16 protein-coding genes and 1 riboswitch are annotated in these 21,245 nt (G+C 47.8%); all 16 genes read right to left on the bottom strand.

Features of this window, described 5'->3' with window-relative positions; all coding sequences use genetic code 11:
• Nucleotides 1-57 precede the first annotated feature (57 nt).
• A complete protein-coding gene (gene trxA / locus VSQ62_RS10555) occupies nucleotides 58-375 on the bottom strand; it encodes a thioredoxin TrxA (RefSeq protein WP_334634851.1) in 318 nt (105 codons plus the stop codon).
• Nucleotides 376-529: 154 nt separating this feature from the next.
• Nucleotides 530-1,474, bottom strand: a complete 945-nt coding sequence (gene trxB / locus VSQ62_RS10550; protein WP_334634849.1) for a thioredoxin-disulfide reductase — start codon at nucleotides 1,472-1,474, stop codon at nucleotides 530-532.
• A 265-nt stretch (nucleotides 1,475-1,739) separates the two neighbouring features.
• Nucleotides 1,740-3,050, bottom strand: coding sequence for a glycine reductase complex selenoprotein B (gene grdB, locus VSQ62_RS10545; protein ID WP_334634847.1), 1,311 nt, complete (start codon nucleotides 3,048-3,050; stop codon nucleotides 1,740-1,742).
• 17 nt (nucleotides 3,051-3,067) lie between these two features.
• Nucleotides 3,068-4,348: a glycine/sarcosine/betaine reductase component B subunit gene (locus VSQ62_RS10540; protein ID WP_334634845.1), complete on the bottom strand. Its 1,281-nt coding sequence runs from the start codon at nucleotides 4,346-4,348 to the stop codon at nucleotides 3,068-3,070.
• A 69-nt stretch (nucleotides 4,349-4,417) separates the two neighbouring features.
• On the bottom strand, nucleotides 4,418-4,804 hold the full coding sequence (locus tag VSQ62_RS10535) for a GrdX family protein (RefSeq protein WP_334634844.1): 387 nt from the start codon (nucleotides 4,802-4,804) through the stop codon (nucleotides 4,418-4,420).
• 157 nt (nucleotides 4,805-4,961) lie between these two features.
• Nucleotides 4,962-5,060: riboswitch (glycine riboswitch) on the bottom strand.
• Nucleotides 5,061-5,289: 229 nt separating this feature from the next.
• Complete coding sequence (locus VSQ62_RS10530) at nucleotides 5,290-6,876, bottom strand: P-loop NTPase family protein (protein ID WP_334634843.1); 1,587 nt, start codon at nucleotides 6,874-6,876, stop codon at nucleotides 5,290-5,292.
• A gap of 239 nt (nucleotides 6,877-7,115) precedes the next feature.
• The gene (locus tag VSQ62_RS10525) at nucleotides 7,116-7,766 is read right to left on the bottom strand and encodes an AraC family transcriptional regulator (RefSeq protein ID WP_334634841.1); all 651 of its coding nucleotides are present in this window, start codon (nucleotides 7,764-7,766) and stop codon (nucleotides 7,116-7,118) included.
• A gap of 211 nt (nucleotides 7,767-7,977) precedes the next feature.
• Nucleotides 7,978-9,342, bottom strand: a complete 1,365-nt coding sequence (locus VSQ62_RS10520; RefSeq protein WP_334634840.1) for an alanine/glycine:cation symporter family protein — start codon at nucleotides 9,340-9,342, stop codon at nucleotides 7,978-7,980.
• A 262-nt stretch (nucleotides 9,343-9,604) separates the two neighbouring features.
• Nucleotides 9,605-11,038, bottom strand: a complete 1,434-nt coding sequence (gene purB, locus VSQ62_RS10515; protein WP_334634838.1) for an adenylosuccinate lyase — start codon at nucleotides 11,036-11,038, stop codon at nucleotides 9,605-9,607.
• Between the two features lie 32 nt (nucleotides 11,039-11,070).
• Nucleotides 11,071-12,498, bottom strand: coding sequence for an amidophosphoribosyltransferase (gene purF, locus VSQ62_RS10510; protein WP_334634837.1), 1,428 nt, complete (start codon nucleotides 12,496-12,498; stop codon nucleotides 11,071-11,073).
• Nucleotides 12,499-12,537: 39 nt separating this feature from the next.
• Complete coding sequence (locus VSQ62_RS10505; protein ID WP_334634836.1) at nucleotides 12,538-13,308, bottom strand: hypothetical protein; 771 nt, start codon at nucleotides 13,306-13,308, stop codon at nucleotides 12,538-12,540.
• Nucleotides 13,283-14,584, bottom strand: coding sequence for a DUF5716 family protein (locus tag VSQ62_RS10500; RefSeq protein ID WP_334634835.1), 1,302 nt, complete (start codon nucleotides 14,582-14,584; stop codon nucleotides 13,283-13,285). Before VSQ62_RS10500 ends, VSQ62_RS10505 begins: the two co-directional genes overlap by 26 nt.
• 68 nt (nucleotides 14,585-14,652) lie before the next feature.
• Nucleotides 14,653-17,946: a DUF5717 family protein gene (locus tag VSQ62_RS10495; RefSeq protein ID WP_334634833.1), complete on the bottom strand. Its 3,294-nt coding sequence runs from the start codon at nucleotides 17,944-17,946 to the stop codon at nucleotides 14,653-14,655.
• A 78-nt stretch (nucleotides 17,947-18,024) separates the two neighbouring features.
• Nucleotides 18,025-18,369, bottom strand: a complete 345-nt coding sequence (locus VSQ62_RS10490) for a cupin domain-containing protein (protein WP_334634830.1) — start codon at nucleotides 18,367-18,369, stop codon at nucleotides 18,025-18,027.
• A 97-nt stretch (nucleotides 18,370-18,466) separates the two neighbouring features.
• On the bottom strand, nucleotides 18,467-20,452 hold the full coding sequence (locus VSQ62_RS10485; RefSeq protein WP_334634828.1) for an FtsX-like permease family protein: 1,986 nt from the start codon (nucleotides 20,450-20,452) through the stop codon (nucleotides 18,467-18,469).
• Nucleotides 20,445-21,212 (bottom strand): ABC transporter ATP-binding protein, encoded by a 768-nt coding sequence (locus VSQ62_RS10480; protein ID WP_334634826.1) that lies wholly within the window; start codon nucleotides 21,210-21,212, stop codon nucleotides 20,445-20,447. Before VSQ62_RS10480 ends, VSQ62_RS10485 begins: the two co-directional genes overlap by 8 nt.
• Nucleotides 21,213-21,245: the final 33 nt, after the last annotated feature.

Below are 21,245 nucleotides of genomic sequence, written 5' to 3'. Positions count from 1 at the left end.
CTTTCTCCTTTCTTGTGTGGTAAAAAACATTTGTCTATGATAAAGAACTATATCCGATTAGATATATTTCTGAATCATCGCTTCAATACTCTCTGGAGTTGCATCTTCCTTCACAACCTCTTCAACCTTCTGTCCATCCTTATAGATAGCCATTACAGGAAGGCCGAGGATCTTCTGCCCGATCGCAAGGCGGCGAGCCTTTGTCGTGTTCAGAGATGTGAATTTTAACTTATCGCCGTACTTATCTGCGAACTCATGTACCTTCGGCATCAAAGCCTGGCATGGTACGCATCCGTCACCGTAGAAGTCAACGAATACATAACCTTCTGCTTCCAGAACCTCAGTCTGGAATGTGTTCTTATCTACATCTATCATTTCTATCATCCTCCTTTATTGATTTATGATATGAAAATCCTGCTGTATAACGGCAAGATCCCTATAAACACGCTTCCGCTTGACAATATTATATAAATAAGCGTGCTTATTTACAAGAGTTTTGTAGAATAATCTGGTATATCAACGAATATTCTTAGAAGTAGTCGGACATGCTTCTCTCAACCTGCACTGCTGCGATCGCTCCGTCAGCCGCTGCGGTCACTACCTGTCTTAAGCTCTTGATACGAACGTCTCCAGCCGCGTAAACACCTGGAATATTGGTATGCATATCTTCATCCGTCTTAATATATCCACGCTCATCCATATCGATAATGCCTTCAAAGATCTTGGAATTCGGAACGGTTCCGATGAATCCAAACAGACCGAACATACCGTCGTCTTCGTCTGCCGTAACCTTCGTAATCTCTCCGGTCTTCACATTCTTAACGGTCATCTCGGACAGGATCTCGTCTCCGCCAAGCTCTTCTACTACAGAATCCCACATGAAATCAAGCTTCGGATTCTTGAACGCCTTCTCCTGAATGGACTTCGCTGCACGAAGCTCATTCCTTCTGTGGATAATGGTTACTTTTCTTGCGAATTTCGTCAGATACATAGCTTCCTCAACAGCAGAATCTCCGCCGCCTACTACATATACTTCAAAATCCTCGAAGAAGTTTGCATCACAGGTAGCACAGTAAGAGACACCCTTGCCCATATACTCTGCCTCGCCCTTGCAGCCGATCGGCCTTGCATGAGCGCCTGTAGCGATGATCACGTTCTTTCCCTGATACTCAGCCTTCGCGCTCTTAAGCACCTTAACTTCTCCGTCAAGGGATACTTCTGTAATCGTGTCAGATACGCGCTCAGCGCCGAATTTTGCTGCCTGCTCTGTCATTCTCGCGATCAGGGACGGTCCTGACTCACCTTCTACGGTCTGTCCAGGATAGTTCTCGATCTCATCTGTGATAGCAATCTGTCCGCCGTCCTGACCCTTCTCGATGATCAGAACAGAAAGACGGCTTCTTCCTGCGTACAGTCCTGCTGCCAAACCTGCCGGACCTGCGCCCAGGACAATTACGTCATAAATTTTGCTCATAACGAAATTTCTCCTTTTTTATAGTGATATAGTGCAACTCTTTGTTACACTATATCACTTATTAAATTAAAATAAAATACATTCTGCAAGGACAATTTTCTGATTTGTCCAAATTTAAAACATTTTAGAGGTATCATCTGCTGCACTAAGCTCGATAGAACCTCGTAAGGTATCATCTGCTGCACTAGGTTCGAAAGAACCTCACCAAGTGCACAGATGCGCTTCGCACTAGGCTCGACAATACCTCGCCAAGTGCTCTAGGCGTCTAGTCGAATATAGTCTGTCCGTCTACTTCGGTCTCAAGGGCAACCAATGCCTTCTCAACGATCTTACGACGGAGACTCTTCTCCTCATCTGCATCCAATGCAGGATTTCCAAGAGGATGTGGAATTGCGATAGCCGGTACGATTCTGTTAGCACCAACTGTCATAGAAATAGGAGTTACTGTACAGATGTGTACAACAGGGATTCCTGCTCTCTCTACTTCTTTTACCATCGTTGCACCGCAACGAGTACAGGTACCTCATGTGGAGGTGAGGATTACTGCGTCAACACCATCGTTCTTAAGCTTCTGAGAGAACTCAGCAGCGAAAGCCTTGGATGATGCAACAGCCGTACCATTACCTGTTGTTGTGTAGAACAGGTGATGAAGCTCCCCAATCTTTCCTTCCTTCTCCATATCACGAAGTACGTCAACCGGTAATACACGGTCAGAGTCTTCATTTGCATAAACCGGATCGTAGCCGCCGTGTGCTGTCTCGTATGTCTCCTCTGTCAGATCCATAACGCCTGCGATATCATACTCACCGTAGTGTGAAGCACTGGAGCTCTCAATGTGGTCCGGATTGCCCTTCGGAACGATACCGCCGGAGGTAACAAGCGCAATCTTAGCGTGAGCAAGATCCTTAACTGCCGGATTCGGGTCAACTCTGTCGAAGTCTGGCATCGGGAACTCTGTCTCGAACGGCTTGTCAGCAAGCTTCTTGATCAGCATCTTAACTGCACGGAGAGATCCTCTCTCCTTCTCGAAGAAGTTCACACGAACACCGTTCGGGATATATCCTTCTTCTGAGGAAGCGCCGATCGGCTCGCCTCTTCCGATCTTAACTGTCAACGGAGCCAGCTTCTTAACTGCGTCTCTCATACCTGCAGCGCTGTTCTTCGTAGATACGATATAAACCTGAGTCTTGAACATATCAGCGCCAGGGTTCTCTACATACATACCCGTAACAGCCGGGATGCCAAGTTCTTCCTGAACCGCCGCCGCAATCGTACCGCAGGCAACACCGTAACGTCCGGCGTTGAATGCAGGACCTGCTACGAATACATCCGGAGCCTGATCCTTCACCATTGCAAGGATATCTGCTTTCGCCTTCTCAAGGTTCTCGTTGAAATAAGAGTCACCACAAATAATCGTAGCAACAATCTCAGCGTCTTCACCGAACTGCTGTGTCAACGCCATACCTGGTCCGACAACTTCGCCAACGCGGATCTCTGCCGGATAATCTGCTTTCTCTTCTCCACCAATCTGTGCAAAGAACTGATTGATGTAATGAACTACTTTTAATTTAGCCATGTTTTTATCCTCCCTTCTTATCTAGCACTCAGCTTATTGAAACCAGTCTCATTGGTTGCACCTGTAAGTACCTGAAGCTCAACCTCAAGAGATCCATCCTCACGAAGTGTCTCCTCACTTGCACCTGCAATCTTCGTTACATAATCCAAGGTTCCAATTACCTTGTCAAGCTTCGGCAGGATAATTACCTGGTTCGCATTACCGCCTGTTACAACTGCGTCTGCCGCCGGATCGGAGTCAGCCAACGACTGAGACTTTCCGTCGCGTCCTGCGTACTCGTCTGTAATAATAACAGTCTTAACACCTTCTGCTTCGATCTTCTTGCAGTTCATGATCAGGTCAGTATCCGGATTACCAAATCCTTCCTGAGATACGATAACGCCGTCAAGGTCTAACATCTTACATAACTTCGCCGTCCAGTCAGAAGAACGCTGCTTGTCAGCCAGATATACGTTCTCATTGGTGATGATGTGGCATACGAAGTTAAAGGTCTTGCCGTGCTGTTCAAACATATCATGAACAACCGGGTTGTTCAAATGAACATAAGTTGGGTTCTTATCACATGCGGATACACAGTTACCGGACACGATAGCGCCGTCCATAACCTCTGTCGGGCTCATGATCGTCGGAACGATCTTCTTAGCATCCACGCCGTATACATAAGTATCATGCAGAAGGCCCTGGCTCTGAAGCATCTGTACATAAGCAACTCTTGGAAGATTCGGGTACTTCTCCATGCCTTCCTTGATGGTGCATGTCTCGTATACCTTCGTCTCATCCGGAGTAAGCTCACGTGCCAGCTCTCCGAGATATACAGCAACTCTGAAGCCTGCGAAACGTACCGCCCTCTCATAATCATGCGGTTTGATGTCATCTACCGGCTCACAGATCATAACCAGATTCAGGGTCTTGGAAAATGGTGTATAGTCTGCTCCCGGACCGGTCATATCGATGATACCTTCCTGGAAACCTACGATCTTACCAGCCGTAACAACAGCCATGCCCTTCAGTGCATATGTCTTACCTTCGCCAACGGTATCAACCTTAGCGATCACGCCCGGGAAGATTCCTCCTCTTCCTTCTACCTTAACTCTTGGCTCGATGACGTCCTTAACCGGTGTGATTCTCACAGACTCACCTGGCTTCGCGATATCAAATGATACGCTCTTAATCTTCTCGTCCTCGAGAGCAACCGCTTTAACGGCCTCTTCGGATACATAAAGGATACCGTCTTCAATCTTAGACTCAGCCGCAAACTGAATATCCTTAATGTAAATGTGTCCCATTTCTAATCTCACTTTTGGTTCCCTCCTTAGAATATTGATATTATTGTTTTAAGCTGCAATGCTTTTACAACCTTTGAAAAATTACAACGCATCTGCCGATGCCATCCCGCTTTCCAACAGAGTCCAGTCGATAATCTGAAAATCGTCATATACCGATTCCTCATACAAGTCAGACTTGAATATGAATTTGCGGCACGCTTGTATGGCATTCTCAATCAACTTAAGCGACCCTTCGTCAACCTCCCCCTTCCGTTCTGATATCATGATGGATTTGTATGGTGTCTCATTGGGCTTCACGCTTCCGGATAACGGATGTGATAACAATGTGTGCCCTTCGTGAATTCTGTCTCTTACTTCCCTTAGAATCTCTTCATAGGAAATCTCCCGGTAGACCACATGACGTGTCTCCTTAAGTCTGTCCCAGACCAGAGGATTGTTGGTTATGACCATATACTCTCTACTGCCCATCTGCTTCCACTTCTCCCTTCCGGCCATCTCTTCGGTATCGTATTAAAAAAGGACGATTTGAACACAATCATGCGTGCAATCGTCCCTTCTGTCTTTTGCCCCGATAACATATCAATACATACTAGAAATTATCATATAGCACAAGATTCAGAATGTGGTACATTCTCCAGTCCTTTTGCCTGAAAGTTTCGCCTGATTACCAATCAGGTTTGCCTCTTCGGCGGCCACACTTATGACTCTCTCTTGGAAAATATCAACCCACTCTTGTATTCTCTTCTCACCTTACTTATAGACAACTCATATATATCTCATTGCCTATACCTATAATAACCGATTGTTAAAACATTTGCAACCTTTAATTTCAAAATATCCAAATTTATACACAATTCACAATATCACCTTCTGACTATTGTATACTTTTTACAATTTGCCAAAATGTATCAAAGAATGACAGATTCCGCAATTGCAAAATCTGCCATTCTCTCCTACACGATTGCTTCAATCAACGTTTTCTCTCCCAGAATTACCTCGTGAACCCCGACCTGTTTCTTTTTATTAAAGTTAAAACTCAGCATATACCCTTTCTTAAGGTGATAATCATCCAAATACCCCATCAACTGATTCTCACCCCGAAGATTATATTCATTTCCATGATAAATCTTCATTTCCACAATATACTGCTGCCCTAAGTAATCCACGATCACATCTGTCCGCCCCATACTCCTGGTTCTGGATTCTATATAGTAATTTCCGGTTCCATTGATAATCGGCTTCAAATAGAGAAGAAACAGAAGACGGCCATACTCCTCGATAAATTTATCCGTGCTGTTTCCATATACATCTGTAAAATGTTCGGCAAATTTTCTCAATATCAACTCCATATCCAGAACGTTACCGTGAATAAACTGATTCTTAATCTGCATAGATGCTGAGTAAGTATTATTTCCCAGCATCTCCTCAGCCAGATAATAATTATAAAGCCTCGTTTCAAAAATCCTGTTGGCAACCGCAATCTGTTCATCTGCACATTTTATGAATCCGAAGCGCATACCAATATCCATCGCCAGATTATCCGGACTATATGCAATACTTTTCCCATTAAACAGAAGTACATAGATCATCTCAGACAGTTCCGGATATTCATCCAGCTTCTTGCGCATATCATCAAACAATGTATTGGATTCATATAAGATCAGCTTCACTGCCGCCTGAAAACCATCCTTTGTCCATGCAGAATGTCTGTCCGGGAACTCCTTTGTTCCCGCCACCTGCTCATCTATTAGCTTGCACAATCTGGATACAAGAAACGGATAACCAGAGGTATATTCATACAACTGCCGGGCAATATATTCAATATCCATTCCTGTATGGCAATCCCGCTCATAACCGCACAACATCTCTGCAATTCCGGTTTTCGTAAGACTCATATTGACCGTAAAATCAGCAGCAATGTTCCAAGGACTGTTGTACTTGGATTCTTCCGGCGCATGCAGCTTTAATTTCAGATTCTTAACATCATATACTCCTGCAAGAATTACTGATTTAAAGGTATGATCTTTTCCACTCCTCTGCTTCAGATACTTTTCTCTTAATAGCCCCAGAAATGACATGAATATCTGATTATCCGCATTCTTATCTACTTCATCGATCGTCAGTATCACTTCCCTGTCACTTTTGCTGCAAAGAGCCGTAATCTTTCTTCCAAAATCACGCAGCGGAAATTCTCCTGAAACCGGGATATCCCATTCTTCACACAAAGGCTTTGGAACTTGCTGTGCCCTTAACCGCTCCGAAATATCCATGATCAATCCTCTGGCAAGTGTCCCTAATGTCTGAAAATACTCGTCCGCCGCCTCAAAGCTGATATCCAGCACAATATATTTCTCTTTAAGTCTCTGATAGAGAAGCTCCAATGTCGTTGTCTTACCGAACTGACGCGCGCGGTTGATAGTAAAATATTCTCCCTGTTCAATATATCCGTCAATAATCTGATCGATCATATCCGTTGTATCTACCATATAATGCAGGGAAGGTATGCAGATACCTGTTGTGTTAAATTTCTTACCACTCATTCGGCAACCTCCAGGCTTTACTGGTGTTATTCTATCACAGGTTCTTACAAAATTCCATATCTGATTCTAACTGACGTATTACCTTACAAGGATTCCCAACCGCAACGCAATCTGATCTAATGTTTCCTGATCAGCGGTCTCCAGAAAATCTCGTTCTTCGTAATACATAAGTTCCCTCCTGTGAAAATTCTTCTTGTTTCTGCTATCATTATAATGCATTTTCTTCAGGGAAAACTATCTTATCTCTGCCCTTTTCTATCAGAATTCTGCCATTTCCTCCGGTATTCCGACGGTGTACAGTGCATCGACTCATAGAATACCTTCCCGAAATAACTGCTGCTTCCAAGTCCGCAGGCATGACTGATCTCCGTAACAGACTCCTGCCCTTCGGCCAACATTTGACAAGCCTTTTGCATACGATAGCTCCTCATATATTCCGCCGGAGCTATATGCAGATACTCCCTGAATATCCGGTAACATTCCCGTTCACTGATGAATGCGGCGGTGGGCGCCATAGCGACAGGCGTAATGTATCGGTTCTCGATCCTGCTGCCGCGTTCTCCCGCAAGCAGAGAGACATCGAAAATATGAAGAAGCTGGATCGTCTCTTCCGTCTGCGGCATTGCCTTCGTCATGTGGATCACATTTGCATTCACCAGACCGCCGGAACCCTTAGGAAATTGTATCTTCCCGCCAGGCGTATAATACTCAACGGAGCCGCTCTCCACATAGAAGAGTTCTACCGTCCTATGCCAGTGCCACGGCACAGAACGCTCCACATAGCGGTCAAGCTTCGCCCTTGAGGCGATGTAAGGGAAGTCAGACGAGAAACCAGGAAGAACTTCTTCCTGGCTTCCCGTATAGAATTCGATACTCTGTACATTGATCATGTTGTCCACCCTGTCATCTGATATTTTAATAGATACTCTCGGCCCTAACATCTGCCGCTCAGTACAAATATATGAGATGGAAGAATGCTTGTCAACTTCTAAAGCAGAGAATGAATCACCCCATATCCGCATGAAAAAAACAATAACAAACGCTGTACAATCTTCACTTACATTGCACAGCGCTTATCATTCATTATTCAGTTTTGTTCATTTATTTCTTACGATTCTTGAAATAATCGTCATGTACCTGCCTGATGATTCCGCTCAATGCAAACAGTGCAAGGATATTCGGAATAACCATCAGGGAGTTGAAGGTATCCTGCATGGTCCATACCAACTCAACCTCTGCGAGTGAACCAAGGAATACACATACTGCAACGATTATGGAATAAACCTTAACAGCTTTTGATCCGAACAGATATTTAATATTCGCCTGACCAAAGAAATACCATCCAAGGATCGTCGAGAATGCGAAGAAGAACATACAAATCGCAATGAAGACGTCTCCTCCCTTTCCATACAGCGTAGAGAACGCATACTGGCTGAGCGCTGCGCCCGTCTCCCCTGTCGGGATAGAATGTGTCATAATGATTACGAGTGCAGTAAGGTTCAGGATAACGAATGTATCGATAAATACACCGATCATCGCAACGAATCCCTGCTCTACCGGATGATTCACCTTGGCAACCGCATGTGCGTGTGGTGTGGAACCCATACCAGCTTCATTGGAGAACAATCCACGTGCAACCCCCTTGGTAAGGGCAAGCTTCATCGTTGCACCGGCAGCACCGCCGACAATAGAGGAAGGTGCGAATGCCCCTACAACGATCGCATGGATCGCATACGGAAGTTCCTTAATATTAACAATGATCACAATCAGAGAACCAACTATGTAGAAAGCTGCCATGATTGGAACGATCAGCTCCGTGATCTTCGCAATACGTCCGGTACCGCCCAAGAATACGAACAGAGCAAGCACTGCAAGGATGACACCCATGATCCACTGCGGTAATCCAAATGCAGTATTGAACGCTGCCGCGATGGAGTTGGACTGTACGGCATTACCCATGAAACCAAGCGCCAAGGTAATCAAAACAGCGAAGATACCTGCCAATACCTTACCAAAAGTACCTGAAAAAGCTGCACGGATGTAATATACCGGACCGCCTGTTACTTCGCCGTCATCGCCGACCTTTTTATACTTCTGTGCCATGATCGCCTCGGCATAGATCGTAGCCATTCCAAGGAATGCCGCGATCCACATCCAGAAGATCGCTCCCGGACCGCCGATCGCAAGAGCTGTTGCCGCTCCGGCAATGTTACCGGTACCTACCTGAGCCGCGATCGCTGTCGCAAGAGCCTGAAAAGAAGACATACCGTCCGCTCCCGCCTTATCGCCGCTTTTCTTGAACATCCCGCCGAAGGTTCTGCGCATTCCTTCGCCAAAACCTTTCACCTGGATAAATCCAAGCCTTACCGTGAACCAGATACCGCCGCCAAGAAGTGCAACGATCAGAATGTAGTTTGACAGATAACTGCCTAATGTCGAGAAAATATTATTCAACATCGCTTCCATCACTAAATTCCCCCTTTTTCTATAGATAGATTGAATAGAAGCTATTCATCTTCTCTATCATACCATTAAAAAATGTTTTATTCAATATGCTGTGGTTCTTTTCATGTTTTTTGTCTATATTGTATATATTTTGTGGAATCTTGTCCAAGATGAATAAAAAACCAGGCGAAATCTCTTGATTTTTCGCCTGGTCTCCTGATAACTTTTTCTTATTATTTTTTTAATTGGGCAATTTGCCAAATTTGTAACAAATTCTAACATTTTAAACATGAATCTGCGCCTTCATCCCAAGTACTTCCTGATTCTTTTCAAGCAGCGGACGTATCACCTTCTTAAGATACGCCTCCACCTGAACAGGAGCACGGCCTACATATTTGGCCGGATCCATAGTCTCCTTCAACTCATCAAGAGTGAGATTAAACGCCGCATCCTCTGCAATCAGCTCCAGCAGATTGTTATCCAGTCCCTTCTCCTTCACGTTTCTGCCTGCTTCCATGGACAATTCCCGGATCCTCTCATGGAGCTCCTGCCGGTCCCCGCCTGCTTTCACGGCATCCATCATGATATTCTCCGTCGCCATAAACGGCAGTTCTGACATCAGACGCTTCTCGATCACCTTTGGATAGACCACAAGCCCGTCCACCACATTCAGACACAGATCCAGGATCCCGTCAATGGCTAGAAATCCTTCCGGCACGCTCAGCCGCTTGTTGGCGGAATCATCCAGCGTCCGCTCAAACCACTGAGTCGCGGACGTGACCGCCGGATTCAGCGCATCGATCATTACATATCTGGACAACGACGCGATCCTCTCGCTTCTCATCGGATTCCTCTTATAAGCCATGGCCGAAGAACCGATCTGCGTCTTCTCAAACGGCTCCTCTACCTCTTTCAAATGCTGGAGCAGACGGATATCATTAGAGAACTTGTGGGCGCTGGCAGCAATCCCCGCCAATACGTTCAGCACCCTGGTATCCACCTTCCTGGAATAAGTCTGTCCAGACACCGGATAACAGGTCTCGAATCCCATCTTCTTCGCGATCATCGGGTCAATCTGATCGATCTTCTCCTGGTCGCCCTCAAACAATTCAAGAAAGCTTGCCTGAGTGCCGGTAGTGCCTTTGGAGCCTAAGAGCTTCAAGGTACTCTTCACATATTCCAGGTCTTCAAGGTCCATGGCGAATTCCTGCATCCAAAGTGTCGCCCGCTTCCCTACGGTCGTAGGCTGTGCAGGCTGAAAATGGGTGAATGCCAGAGTCGGCAGGCCCTTGTACTCATCAGCAAACCCTGCAAGCTCGGCGATCACATTCACAAGCTTCTTCCTGACGATCTCAAGCGCCTCGTACATCACGATCATATCCGTATTATCTCCAACATAACAGGAGGTCGCGCCAAGGTGGATGATTCCCTTGGCCTTGGGGCACTGCTGCCCGTAGGCATACACATGGGACATCACATCGTGGCGGACAACACGCTCCCTCTCCCTGGCCACCTCGTAATTGATATCCTCCGCGTGTGCTTTCAGCTCTTCGATCTGCTCGTCCGTGATCGGAAGCCCTAACTCCTTCTCCGTCTCCGCAAGCGCGATCCACAACCTTCTCCAGGTCTTGAATTTCTTATCCGGTGAAAAAATATACTGCATCTCCTTGCTGGCATAACGCTCAGAAAGAGGACTTTGGTATTTATCGTAGCTCATGTTTCTATTCTCCTTTTCTATTTTTATAAGCTCTACTCGAATGCCTGGGATACATCCTTCCCCGGAACTTCCATGGGGTACCGCCCAGTAAAGCATGCATCGCAGTAGGCGAGCCCGTCCACCATGCTCCTAAGCTTCCCGATCTCCATATATCCCAGGGAATCTGCCCCAATCAGCTCCCGGATCTGCTCTGTGGTGTGGGAATGTGCGATAAGCTGCTCGTTGGAAGGCACATCTGTTCCGAAATAACATGGATATAAGAACGGCGGCGAGCTGATCCTTACATGAACCTCCGCGGCTCCCGCCTTCTTCAGCATCTTGATGATATTGGCACAGGTCGTTCCCCGCACAATAGAATCATCCACCATGACGATCCTCTTGCCTCTCACCACTTCCTCGATCACATTGAGCTTGATCTTGACACTGCTCTCCCGCTGGCTCTGTCTGGGCTTGATGAACGTCCGCCCCACATAGCTGTTCTTGTGGAACGCCATCCCGTAAGGGATCCCCGACTGCTCGGAATACCCCTTTGCCGCGACCAGCCCCGAATCCGGCACGCCGACCACCAGGTCCGCTTCCACCGGGAAAGACTCTGCCAGGGCCTTTCCCGCAGTGATCCTCGCATGATAGACGTTGACCCCGTCCAGGGTACTGTCCGTTCTCGCGAAATAAATATACTCAAATATACACCTTGCCTGACGCACCGGATCGACAGCCATTGACAGATCCGATTCCATGCCGTCTCTGGTGAAGCTTACGACCTCGCCCGGAAGAACGTCTCTGATAAACTCTCCGTCTACCGCCGCAACGGCGCAGCTCTCCGACGCCAGGAAATATGTATTCTCGCGTCTCCCGATGCACAGCGGCTTAAGGCCATGGGGATCTCTCACCCCGATCATCTTCCTTGGCGAACCGATCACCAGCGCGTAGCCGCCCTTGATCTTCTTCATGGCACGCTTGACCGCATCTTCCACCTTCTTCACGTTCAGGCGTTCTCTCGCAATGTGATAAGCGATCACCTCCGAATCAATGGTCGTCTGAAAGATCGCACCGGTGTACTCCAGTTCATGCCGAAGCTCCACCGCATTGGTGATATTCCCATTGTGGGCGATCGCAAGGGTTCCCTTGACATAATTCAGGACCAGCGGCATGGCATTCTCCGCCCTGGTGCCTCCCGCCGTCGAATACCGTACATGTCCGACTCCCAGATTCCCTCTCAGTTCATTAAGATTCTCTTCATCAAATACTTCATTGACCAGTCCCAGGCCTTTTCTGGAATGCACCTTTCTCTCACCGAAGGTATCCGTCACCGCGATCCCGCAGCTCTCCTGTCCCCGGTGCTGTAACGCAAAAAGCCCATAGTATACGGATGGGGCAACATCGCCTCCGTCCATATCATAGGCTCCAAAAACACCGCATTCCTCTCCTACACCTGTCATACGTCTCTCTAAATTGCTCATGAATGCTGACTCCTTTACCCCGTAATGTTAGCATACGGCTTAACTCTTGTCAATCCTGCGGTATTCCTTTTTCCATTGTTCAAACTGTTCGTCCGGTATATTCATATCAATTCCCCGCTGGATCTCACGAATCTCCTCCTTCATTGCCGAGTCCATACTGAGAAATACCGAATTCCCCGACAGCATCTTCACATACTGATCCTGGGGCAGCGCCTTATAACAGCAATACAGATAGGTCCGAAGGAGCTCCATATCCCCGCAGATCCGGTACGCTTCCAGATATACCTTCGCCGCCTCTTCATACAGGAATCTGCTTCCATAGGCGGCTCCAAGGCTCGCATAGACCCTTCCGTAGAAGATCTTGCTGATGGAATTATCCCATTCCCGGTTGATGATGGACTGGTAAACCAGGATCGCCGTCTCATACTCGCCACTTTTCTGCAGGCTGTCCGCCTTATACTTCATCCTCTCCACGTCTTTTAAGTTCTGCAGATGCTCCAGAATCCCCTGGATCTTATTGATGTCCCCGGTGGCATAGATGGTAGACTCCCGAAGGATCGTCAGCACAAACTGCTCCATCGTACAATTCTGTCTCAGTTCCTCCCTGAGCCGCTCCGCAAGCTTCGGCAGTTCCAATTCCCTGTCGATCCAGTTGCAGAGCTGTCTGTTCACCATCGTGTAGTCGATCAGATAGAGATTATTGCAGATATAATAGCACAGCTCCTCGATCGTATAGATCCGCATATGAATCCTGGCTATCTCATAGGGCTGTCTTGCCCGCTTGTTATGACATAGAATTAAACTGCCCATTGATTCCTCCTAAATGTATGGTCTTCTCCACCTGAAATCCCGTGGACGGGAAGAATTCTCCGAATCCCACATCCTTGAACGACAGTATGCAGGTCCTCTCATCCATGAACAGCACCTCGATCTGGATTCTGAGAGAATAATCCCGCCGGTCCGGAAGTCCTTCCAGGGAAACCGTCTCCACCTGAAGCTCTTCTCCCGCAAGCGTCTCCACATGAATCTCAATATCCGAAGTATCCTCAAGGATCACCTCCCACTGACCGTCCGCTTCATACCAGTGCGTTCCCCACGACACGATGGGATACCAGCCTTCCTGGCCGTTCACCCGCATCCTGAGGCAGATCCGCTCCGTCATCTTTGTCTCATCCAGATAGATGGGGCTGTCATGATAGTCCAGGCACCGCCGCATAGACGTATAGCAGGCGCCCCTGCTGTAGAGGTTATTGCCGATAAATGCCCTTCTCCCGTTACACAGCACCTTCAAAGAATCCGGATACCAGTTCTTCTCAAACCCTTCTCCCGTCAGATATACAGAAGATACCACCTTCTTCTCAAATACACTCTGGATAAATGTCTTAAACCGGTGGTCCGCAGCCTTCACCTTGCTCTTGATCTTGTCCGCGTCCTTGTTGAGAAGCGAATAGATCGCAGCCAGCTCATTCATCCGGGCATTCGCAACCTCCTCGACCGTCACGAACGACTCCCGCTCCTTCACACCGATGGCGTTCAGCCTCCTGAGCATATATGCCCGTATCTCCTGGGCATCACAGTAGAACAGGGCCGACTCGTACTGCCACAGCTCTTTGGGCTGATAGAACATGTACTGGCAGAAGCTCTCCTTATAATCCTGGACGCACACACACTCTTTGGGCACTCCAAGACGCTGCCCGATTCCCTTGAGCATCTTGGACATATCAATATTGGTAAACGGCACAGAGAACGTGATAAAGGCAATGTCTTCAAACTCCTCAAGAGTCATCTTGATGAACTTGGCAAGCAGCCAGACCGCATCGCGCTTCTTAGAGCCGAACTTCACCTTCTCCTGACGCACCGCCCGCTCGAACAGATTATTCACCGTGATCCCTTCCTGCAGCGCGGCCATCTTCTTCGCCTCCACGCCGTAGACCCACCGTTCATTGCAATAGCCAAGCATCAGAGGAATCTGATAATTGTCCGCCGCAGTCTCCAATGTCTCGGGTTCTTCCTTTGTCTCGTCGTAAAAACTGATCTGACAGTTCTTCTCATTCAAGTCATATCCCAGAATCCTGCCCTTCTTCATTATCATCCCCTCCTCTCGTCTGATATGTCACCCTAATAGTAACAGTTCAGATACCTTCACTGTTACCTCTAATATACCTTGAACAGCCGCTTGGCCATGATCTCCTCTTCCTTATACGCCATCATCGCCTGACGTCTTGTCACCGGCGCCATATCCGTCATACTGTTGAGTCTTCCGAACTTGCCCGAATCCGCGATCTCCCTCTCATTCTTCAAGATCTCTTTCTCCGTGATGATATCCTCTTTCCCTCTGGTCTCTATAAAATAATAATTGATCGATTCATCACTGTACAGCACGAACTGCCTTACATACAGGTTCTCATAGACCGGCATCATAACCTCGCTCTGGTATCCCAACTCATCCCGCGTCCCGTGCTTAATCTTATAGTACAGCGTGACCCGGCTGCCCGGCTTCGCCTGATAGGAAACCATCAGCTTGTCATACAACTGCAGCTCCCTGAGCCATTCTTCCTTGTATTTCAGATAGTAGGGGAAGACAATCTGCTTCTCGCACATCTCCCGAAGCACCTGATGGAGCACCACCTCAAGAGCCGCCGTATAATCATGGGAAGAGAAATATTTCAGAAGGGCGATCTTACAGATATCCGGCAATTCCTCCTTCTCGTCGCATTCATTTGCAATAATATCGAATACGCTTGACTCCAGTTCCCTGCCGTACACCACATATTCCCTGGAGGTGTAGGCAAGATATGCCTGTTTCAGACGGAAATAGACATTATCCGACAGATAATAATCCTCGAAGATCGGCTCTTCCTTAAACAGATTCTCAGAGAAGAGCATCTGCGTGATAATACGTTCGCCGATCTTGTACGACGGAATCCCATACTCCTTAAGTACCTTCCACAGTTCCTTCATATTATCCGTAGGACCGCAATAATAATTGGCAAGATACATCAGGGTTACCTTGTCATACTGCTGCCGCTTGAACATCTCGAAGCTCAGATAACTGAGAAAATCATCCTCCTCATAATTATCGTCACGGATCTTCCTGCTGCAGATACGGAATACTTCTTTCTCGTCGAACGCACCGATCCCCTTCTCCATAAGGCCTTCTAAGGTCGGCGCTTCTTTTTCATTCTCCTGCTCCCACACGCCGGTCGTCGCCGCATACTTGCGGCACATCTCGATAAAACGCGGCTCATAGAATAGTCGTTTCGTCTCATACACGATGGAATCAGTATAGTGGCGGCCCTCCACAGACTCCCATACAACCCTGGACTCCTTATCATAGAGATGGATCACCGTCTCTTCTTCCCCGTTATAGGGAATCCTCTGACGGATCTCGCCGTCTTTCTCGATCACCAGCACGCATTTCATATTCGGAACCTTAGTCGAGATCGTATAGGAATAACAGATGTCACGCATGGCCTCCATACGCTCCGCCGTCATCTCCTCCGGCTGGCAGAACCTCTTATAGAGAATCCGCAGGGATTCCGTAATATGCCGTTTCAGAAGCTGATCCCAGGTAAATACTACCATCTGTTCCCTGTAGCCCAGGTACAGATCCCCCGCCTGTTCCTCATAGGTTACCAGATTCGCATATAAGAATGCCGCTTTCTTATAATCCAGTGAATTACCGTGCATGAAATACAAAAGAATCACCTTGGGAAGCGGACCCTTGGCGCTGTCCTCATCCACCGTCATCATATAATATTCGTAGAGCTGCGCGATCCGGAGCTCCGAATCCACAGCCTTCTTGTACCATGTAAAATACCGCTTCTGCGTCTTGTTCCCCCGAATCAGCAGCGTACAGATCGTATTCAGGATCATCGTCTCATCATACATCTTATAGATCCGTTCTAGGATCCTGAACATCATATCACTGTAGCGCTTCTGCTGGCTGGCAAAATTCGCCACATACAGCGCCAGTTCCTTGGTCATCAGCCGGTACTTGGACGCAAAATTAAGCACCTGCATCTCAAATGCGCCTAATTTCTTCAGAAGCGACGGCCTGTCCTGATAACACAGATAGGCCTCCAGATAGAATAAAACGCCGTGCATCTCATACTGATACTGCTGCTCCAAAAGCTCGATCCGCTTATAGGAAGTCTTATATCTGGGATCCAGATCCAACAGCATACTGAGCAGAAGCCAGGAATCCTGGTGACGCATGTAAGTCTTGCCCACCTCATCCAGAACACGCTCCGCATGGCTTCCCTTTCCCCTGACCAGCGCCGTAAGATACAGATAGTAACAGTTGGTCAGCGGATCCTTGCCGATGGCAAACCGGTTATAATTATAATTCTCAAGGATCCATTTGGCTTCCTCTGCTTTATTGCCCACAAGGTAGACATGCGCCTGCATCAACTGGTACATCTCGCTCTGCGGCTCCAGCTTCCGAAGCTGTATCATCTTCTCCACCGCACTCTCCACCCAATTGCCAAGCTCGATCCTTCCCGCCGTATATCCGATGTATTCCTTCAATATCTGGGCGAGCAGAAGCTCCGGTTCATGATGATTCTCATTATACTCCTGATTCTGCAGAACCTCAACCTCATAGGTCAGCGTCTCATAGGGCGTGATAAAACGCAACGCACCATAATTACGGCCTCCGTGAAGACGATCCGGCCGCACCACATATTCGATCTCATGGGCGTTGCCCACGAAATCATCCGTGCTGATCTCCGGGCGCAACACGCGGATAAATTCACCCTCCGCCTCTATCCTAATGGGCATATAGCCCCAGGTATTCTTCACGATGGTAAGCGTCCCCTTCGTAGGTTCCGAGATATCCTCGAACAGCATCCCTTCGCCGGGAAGAGTCAGGAAGATACACTCCTTCTGCTTGATCCCTACCAGAAATTCTTCCATAGACTGGTCTCCGAGAGACCATTTTCTCATATTGTCATACAGATAGAAGATACGCTCATTCTCGTATTTCAAGATCTCGTAGAATTCCCTGGCCCGAAACAACCTTCCGGCCTCTGAGAAATCCTTGATTGCAAGCTTGCGGAAATCATCGGTACTCTGCACCTTGCCATAAGAGGTCATAACGTAAGGCTTCTCGATGATGGCAGTTACGGACAGCTCGTATTCCCCTCCGCTGCATACCACCATAAAGCGGCCCTCCTCCACATGACCAGGACGCAGACCCTTGCCGTCGTATGTGAACTCAACCTTCGAGGGATTCCCGTCAAACCCCGGATTCTTAAAATGAACACGAAAAGAAGACGAGTATATCAATCCTCGTATTCTTCTCCCGTTGCCCGCTCTGATTGTAAAACTCCCCCGATATACTTCCCCTTCTCCGATAATGAGCACAAGATTCGTCTCATCAAATATGACATCAGGTTGTGATAACTGAAAATCTCCTTTGGAAAATTTCTGGATTTTATTTTTCAAGTCTGACACCTGCTTCTTTCGTTACTTTTCCTTATAGAATTATAGCATTGTTTGATCGTGAATGGCAATGCCTATTTCCTACTTCTTTAAAATCAGTGCTACGAAAGTCAAGTCTTCAGCCCCAGTGTTCTTGATTCCATGTCCATCGCCGTCCTTGCAGAAGAAGACATCCCCCGCTGCCGCCGGCAGGGCTTTACCATTGTCATCATACATTCCGTTTCCGCTCAGGATATAATAAGTCTCCGTCTCTCCATGATGCTCATGGTGCCCTAACTCGCAGTTCGGCGGCAGCGTTACCTTGCTGAACATCTTACAATGCTCTCCTAACTCTTCCTGGTTAAGCAATCCCTCCTTCATGATAAAGCCTGCGCCGCCGTTCACATGCTCCACCTTCACAACTTCCCGTTCTCCTGCTCTCGTCATGTTTCTCTCCTCCTGAATAATTGTTAGAATATTCTTTTATATTAACACATTTCATAAAGCAGGTACAGAATATTTTTCATTTGGAGATATCCGTTAATCAATTCACAATCTTGTAATATTCTCTTGCCGTCAGCGAGAACACCACTCCATAGAACACCGCGAACGCTGCCACCGTCACCACCGTACAGACAAGGAACAATGGTACATTCACCAGGTTCAGCACCGCCAGAAGCTTCGTGATCACACCAAACGCCACCGCGATATGGATGACCGCCGCAAGAAGGGGAAGGAAAAATACGATCAGCACCTGACTCCTGATAGAGCTTCGGACTTCACGCTTGCTCATACCCACTTTCTGCATGATCTGATACCGCTCTCTGTCATCATACCCTTCGGAAATCTGTTTGTAATACATAATCAGCACCGTCGCCATCAGGAACAATGCCCCCAGATAGATACCGATGAACAACAGACCGCCGTACAGGTAATAGAATTCCTCCCTGCTAAGCTCCTTGCCCTCACAGAATCCGGCGGGAATCTCTTCTTCAACCCTGGACTTGATATTCTGCATTGCACTCAAGGCCGCCTTTTCTTCTCCCTCCAGATCAAAAGCTACCCTGTAATTGGGCGTCGACATCTGCGCCACCCAGTCTTCCTGCATTCCGCTGCCTTCGTATACCTGCCGCAGCATCTCCTGGATCTGCTCTTCGTCAGCAACGATAAAGTAATACCCTTCTACCAGAGCCTCTGCATCCTTAGGTGCAATCTTCAAGTTCCCAAGTTCCTTCACGATGCGGTAGGTTTTGTTTCCGAGCCTTACGGAATCTCTGCCCCAGTCTTCACCGGTGCAGTATACATATGCCTCATCCGGCGCAAGAGTCTCCCTGACACCTTCCATCTGATTATAATCCTCTAAGGGGATCAGGTCGACATCCACAACATCATCAGCCTGATAATTGCCGAACTGCTGTAATGTGAATCCGTCCTCTTCCTTAAGCGCCACGAATCCCCCATTATGATACCTCATCACAGAGCTCGCCGTAACACCTGCCTTCACAAGCTCTTCGTCAACAATCACATCCAAGGCCTGATCCGCTTCCGCTGAAGAGATATTCGTCTTCGCTTCGAATTCCTGAGGAAATCTATTCTTCAATATATCCTCCATCCCAACATAGAGAGAGATCGTCGTAGAGATCATCACCAACACCATGGTACTCAAGATACAGATATTCGCAAGTCCCACCGCATTCTGCTTCATCCTGTAGATCATGCCCGATACCGCGCTGAAATGCTTCGTCTGATAATAGAACTTCTTATTCTTCCTGAGCATCTTAAGAAGCGCCACGCTCCCTGCGATAAAGAGCGCATAGGTGCCAAGGATCACGCAGATCACCGCCACGAAGAAGCTCTGAATCGCGGCCAACGGCTGCTCCGTCGTCACTGCGATAAAGTACCCTGTGCCAAGCAGCAGGACTCCCGCCAAAGTCAGGAGCCATTTGGTCTTAGGCTCCTTCTCCCCCTGATTCCCGCCACGAAGCAGCTCTACCGGGTTGGATACCTGAATCTGGAAGAGGTTAAACACCAGCGTCATCAGGAAGATCACCACGAACAGAATCAAGGTATACCGAATGCTCTCCCCCGATATCTCAAAATCCATCCTCACATCATAATGCAGGATCTTAAGCAGCAGAAGATACATGAATTTACTGAAAATGATCCCGAAGACCAGTCCGGCTCCGATGCTCGCCACAGCCGTAACCACCGTCTCAACCGCAAGCATCTGCGCGATATGTCTCTTCCCCATGCCAAGGATATTGTAGACGCCGATCTCCTTCTTCCTCCGCTTGATCAGGAAGCTGTTCGTGTAGAACAGGAAGATCCCTGCAAATATCATGATAACTCCCACCGCGCACGTCAGGACCGATTGCAGGCTTGGGTCAACGATGCTGCTGCTTCTTGACAGCGCATCCATGATATAATACATCATCACCGTCAGGATCGATGTGAGGATATACGGGACATAAGTCTTCCGGTTATTCTTAAGGTTCGTCAACGCAAGCTTTCCATAGATAGCGCTACTCATCCCTGTCACCTCCCGTCGCCAGCACCGTCAGCGTATCAGAGATCTTCTGATACATCTGCTCATTGGTAAGGTTTCCGCGGTATAACTGATGGAATACTTCGCCGTCTTTGATAAATAGCACTCGGTTTGCGCTGCTTGCCGCCTTCACGCTGTGAGTGACCATGAGGATCGTCTGTCCCTCCCCGTTGATCGCCGTAAACATCCGAAGCAGCCCGTCAGCAGCCCTTGAGTCAAGCGCCCCGGTAGGTTCATCCGCCAGAATAAGCTGCGGTTTCGTGATCAGCGCTCTTGCGACCGCCGCCCTCTGCTTCTGTCCCCCGGACACCTCATACGGGAACTTCTCAAGGATCTCCGCGATTCCAAGCATCTGCGCAATCGGCTCAAGCCTCCTCGACATCTCCTCATACTTTTTCCCGGAAAGTACCAACGGAAGGAAGATATTATCCTTAAGAGAAAACGTATCCAGAAGATTAAAGTCCTGAAACACGAACCCAAGATTCTGCCGGCGGAATGCCGCGATCTCTTTCTCCTTCACGCTGCCCAGATCATTCCCCTTCAGATAGACCTTTCCGCCGGTGGGCTTATCAAGCGCCGCTAAGATATTCAAAAGAGTCGTCTTGCCTGATCCGGATTCCCCCATGATCGCCACGTATTCCCTTGGCTCAACTGAGAAATTCACGTCCTTAAGCGCCTCCACCTGATTGCCGCCGAATCTGGTCGTATATATCTTTTTTACATTTTTCACTTCTAACAATGCCATAAGTTTCCCGTCCTTTCAAATTGATGTCTTCTT

Origin of the sequence: Sporofaciens sp. JLR.KK001 (assembly GCF_036941055.1) — a bacterium.
GTDB lineage: Bacteria > Bacillota > Clostridia > Lachnospirales > Lachnospiraceae > Sporofaciens.
The sequence above is the reverse complement of the archived record's forward strand: the minus strand, read 5'-3'. Positions and strand labels throughout refer to the sequence as shown.

Bases quoted from the DNA above. Each gene is read 5' to 3' on its own strand.
- purB (WP_334634838.1), bottom strand. From the start codon at position 11,038: ATGAGCTACGATAAATACCAAAGTCCTCTTTCTGAGCGTTATGCCAGC.
- purF (WP_334634837.1), bottom strand. From the start codon at position 12,498: ATGAGCAATTTAGAGAGACGTATGACAGGTGTAGGAGAGGAATGCGGT.
- VSQ62_RS10520 (WP_334634840.1), bottom strand. From the start codon at position 9,342: ATGGAAGCGATGTTGAATAATATTTTCTCGACATTAGGCAGTTATCTG.
- trxB (WP_334634849.1), bottom strand. From the start codon at position 1,474: ATGAGCAAAATTTATGACGTAATTGTCCTGGGCGCAGGTCCGGCAGGT.
- trxA (WP_334634851.1), bottom strand. From the start codon at position 375: ATGATAGATGTAGATAAGAACACATTCCAGACTGAGGTTCTGGAAGCA.
- VSQ62_RS10490 (WP_334634830.1), bottom strand. From the start codon at position 18,369: ATGACGAGAGCAGGAGAACGGGAAGTTGTGAAGGTGGAGCATGTGAAC.
- VSQ62_RS10500 (WP_334634835.1), bottom strand. From the start codon at position 14,584: ATGAAGAAGGGCAGGATTCTGGGATATGACTTGAATGAGAAGAACTGT.
- VSQ62_RS10480 (WP_334634826.1), bottom strand. From the start codon at position 21,212: ATGGCATTGTTAGAAGTGAAAAATGTAAAAAAGATATATACGACCAGA.
- VSQ62_RS10530 (WP_334634843.1), bottom strand. From the start codon at position 6,876: ATGAGTGGTAAGAAATTTAACACAACAGGTATCTGCATACCTTCCCTG.
- VSQ62_RS10485 (WP_334634828.1), bottom strand. From the start codon at position 20,452: ATGAGTAGCGCTATCTATGGAAAGCTTGCGTTGACGAACCTTAAGAAT.
- VSQ62_RS10505 (WP_334634836.1), bottom strand. From the start codon at position 13,308: ATGGGCAGTTTAATTCTATGTCATAACAAGCGGGCAAGACAGCCCTAT.
- VSQ62_RS10525 (WP_334634841.1), bottom strand. From the start codon at position 7,766: ATGATCAATGTACAGAGTATCGAATTCTATACGGGAAGCCAGGAAGAA.
- VSQ62_RS10535 (WP_334634844.1), bottom strand. From the start codon at position 4,804: ATGGGCAGTAGAGAGTATATGGTCATAACCAACAATCCTCTGGTCTGG.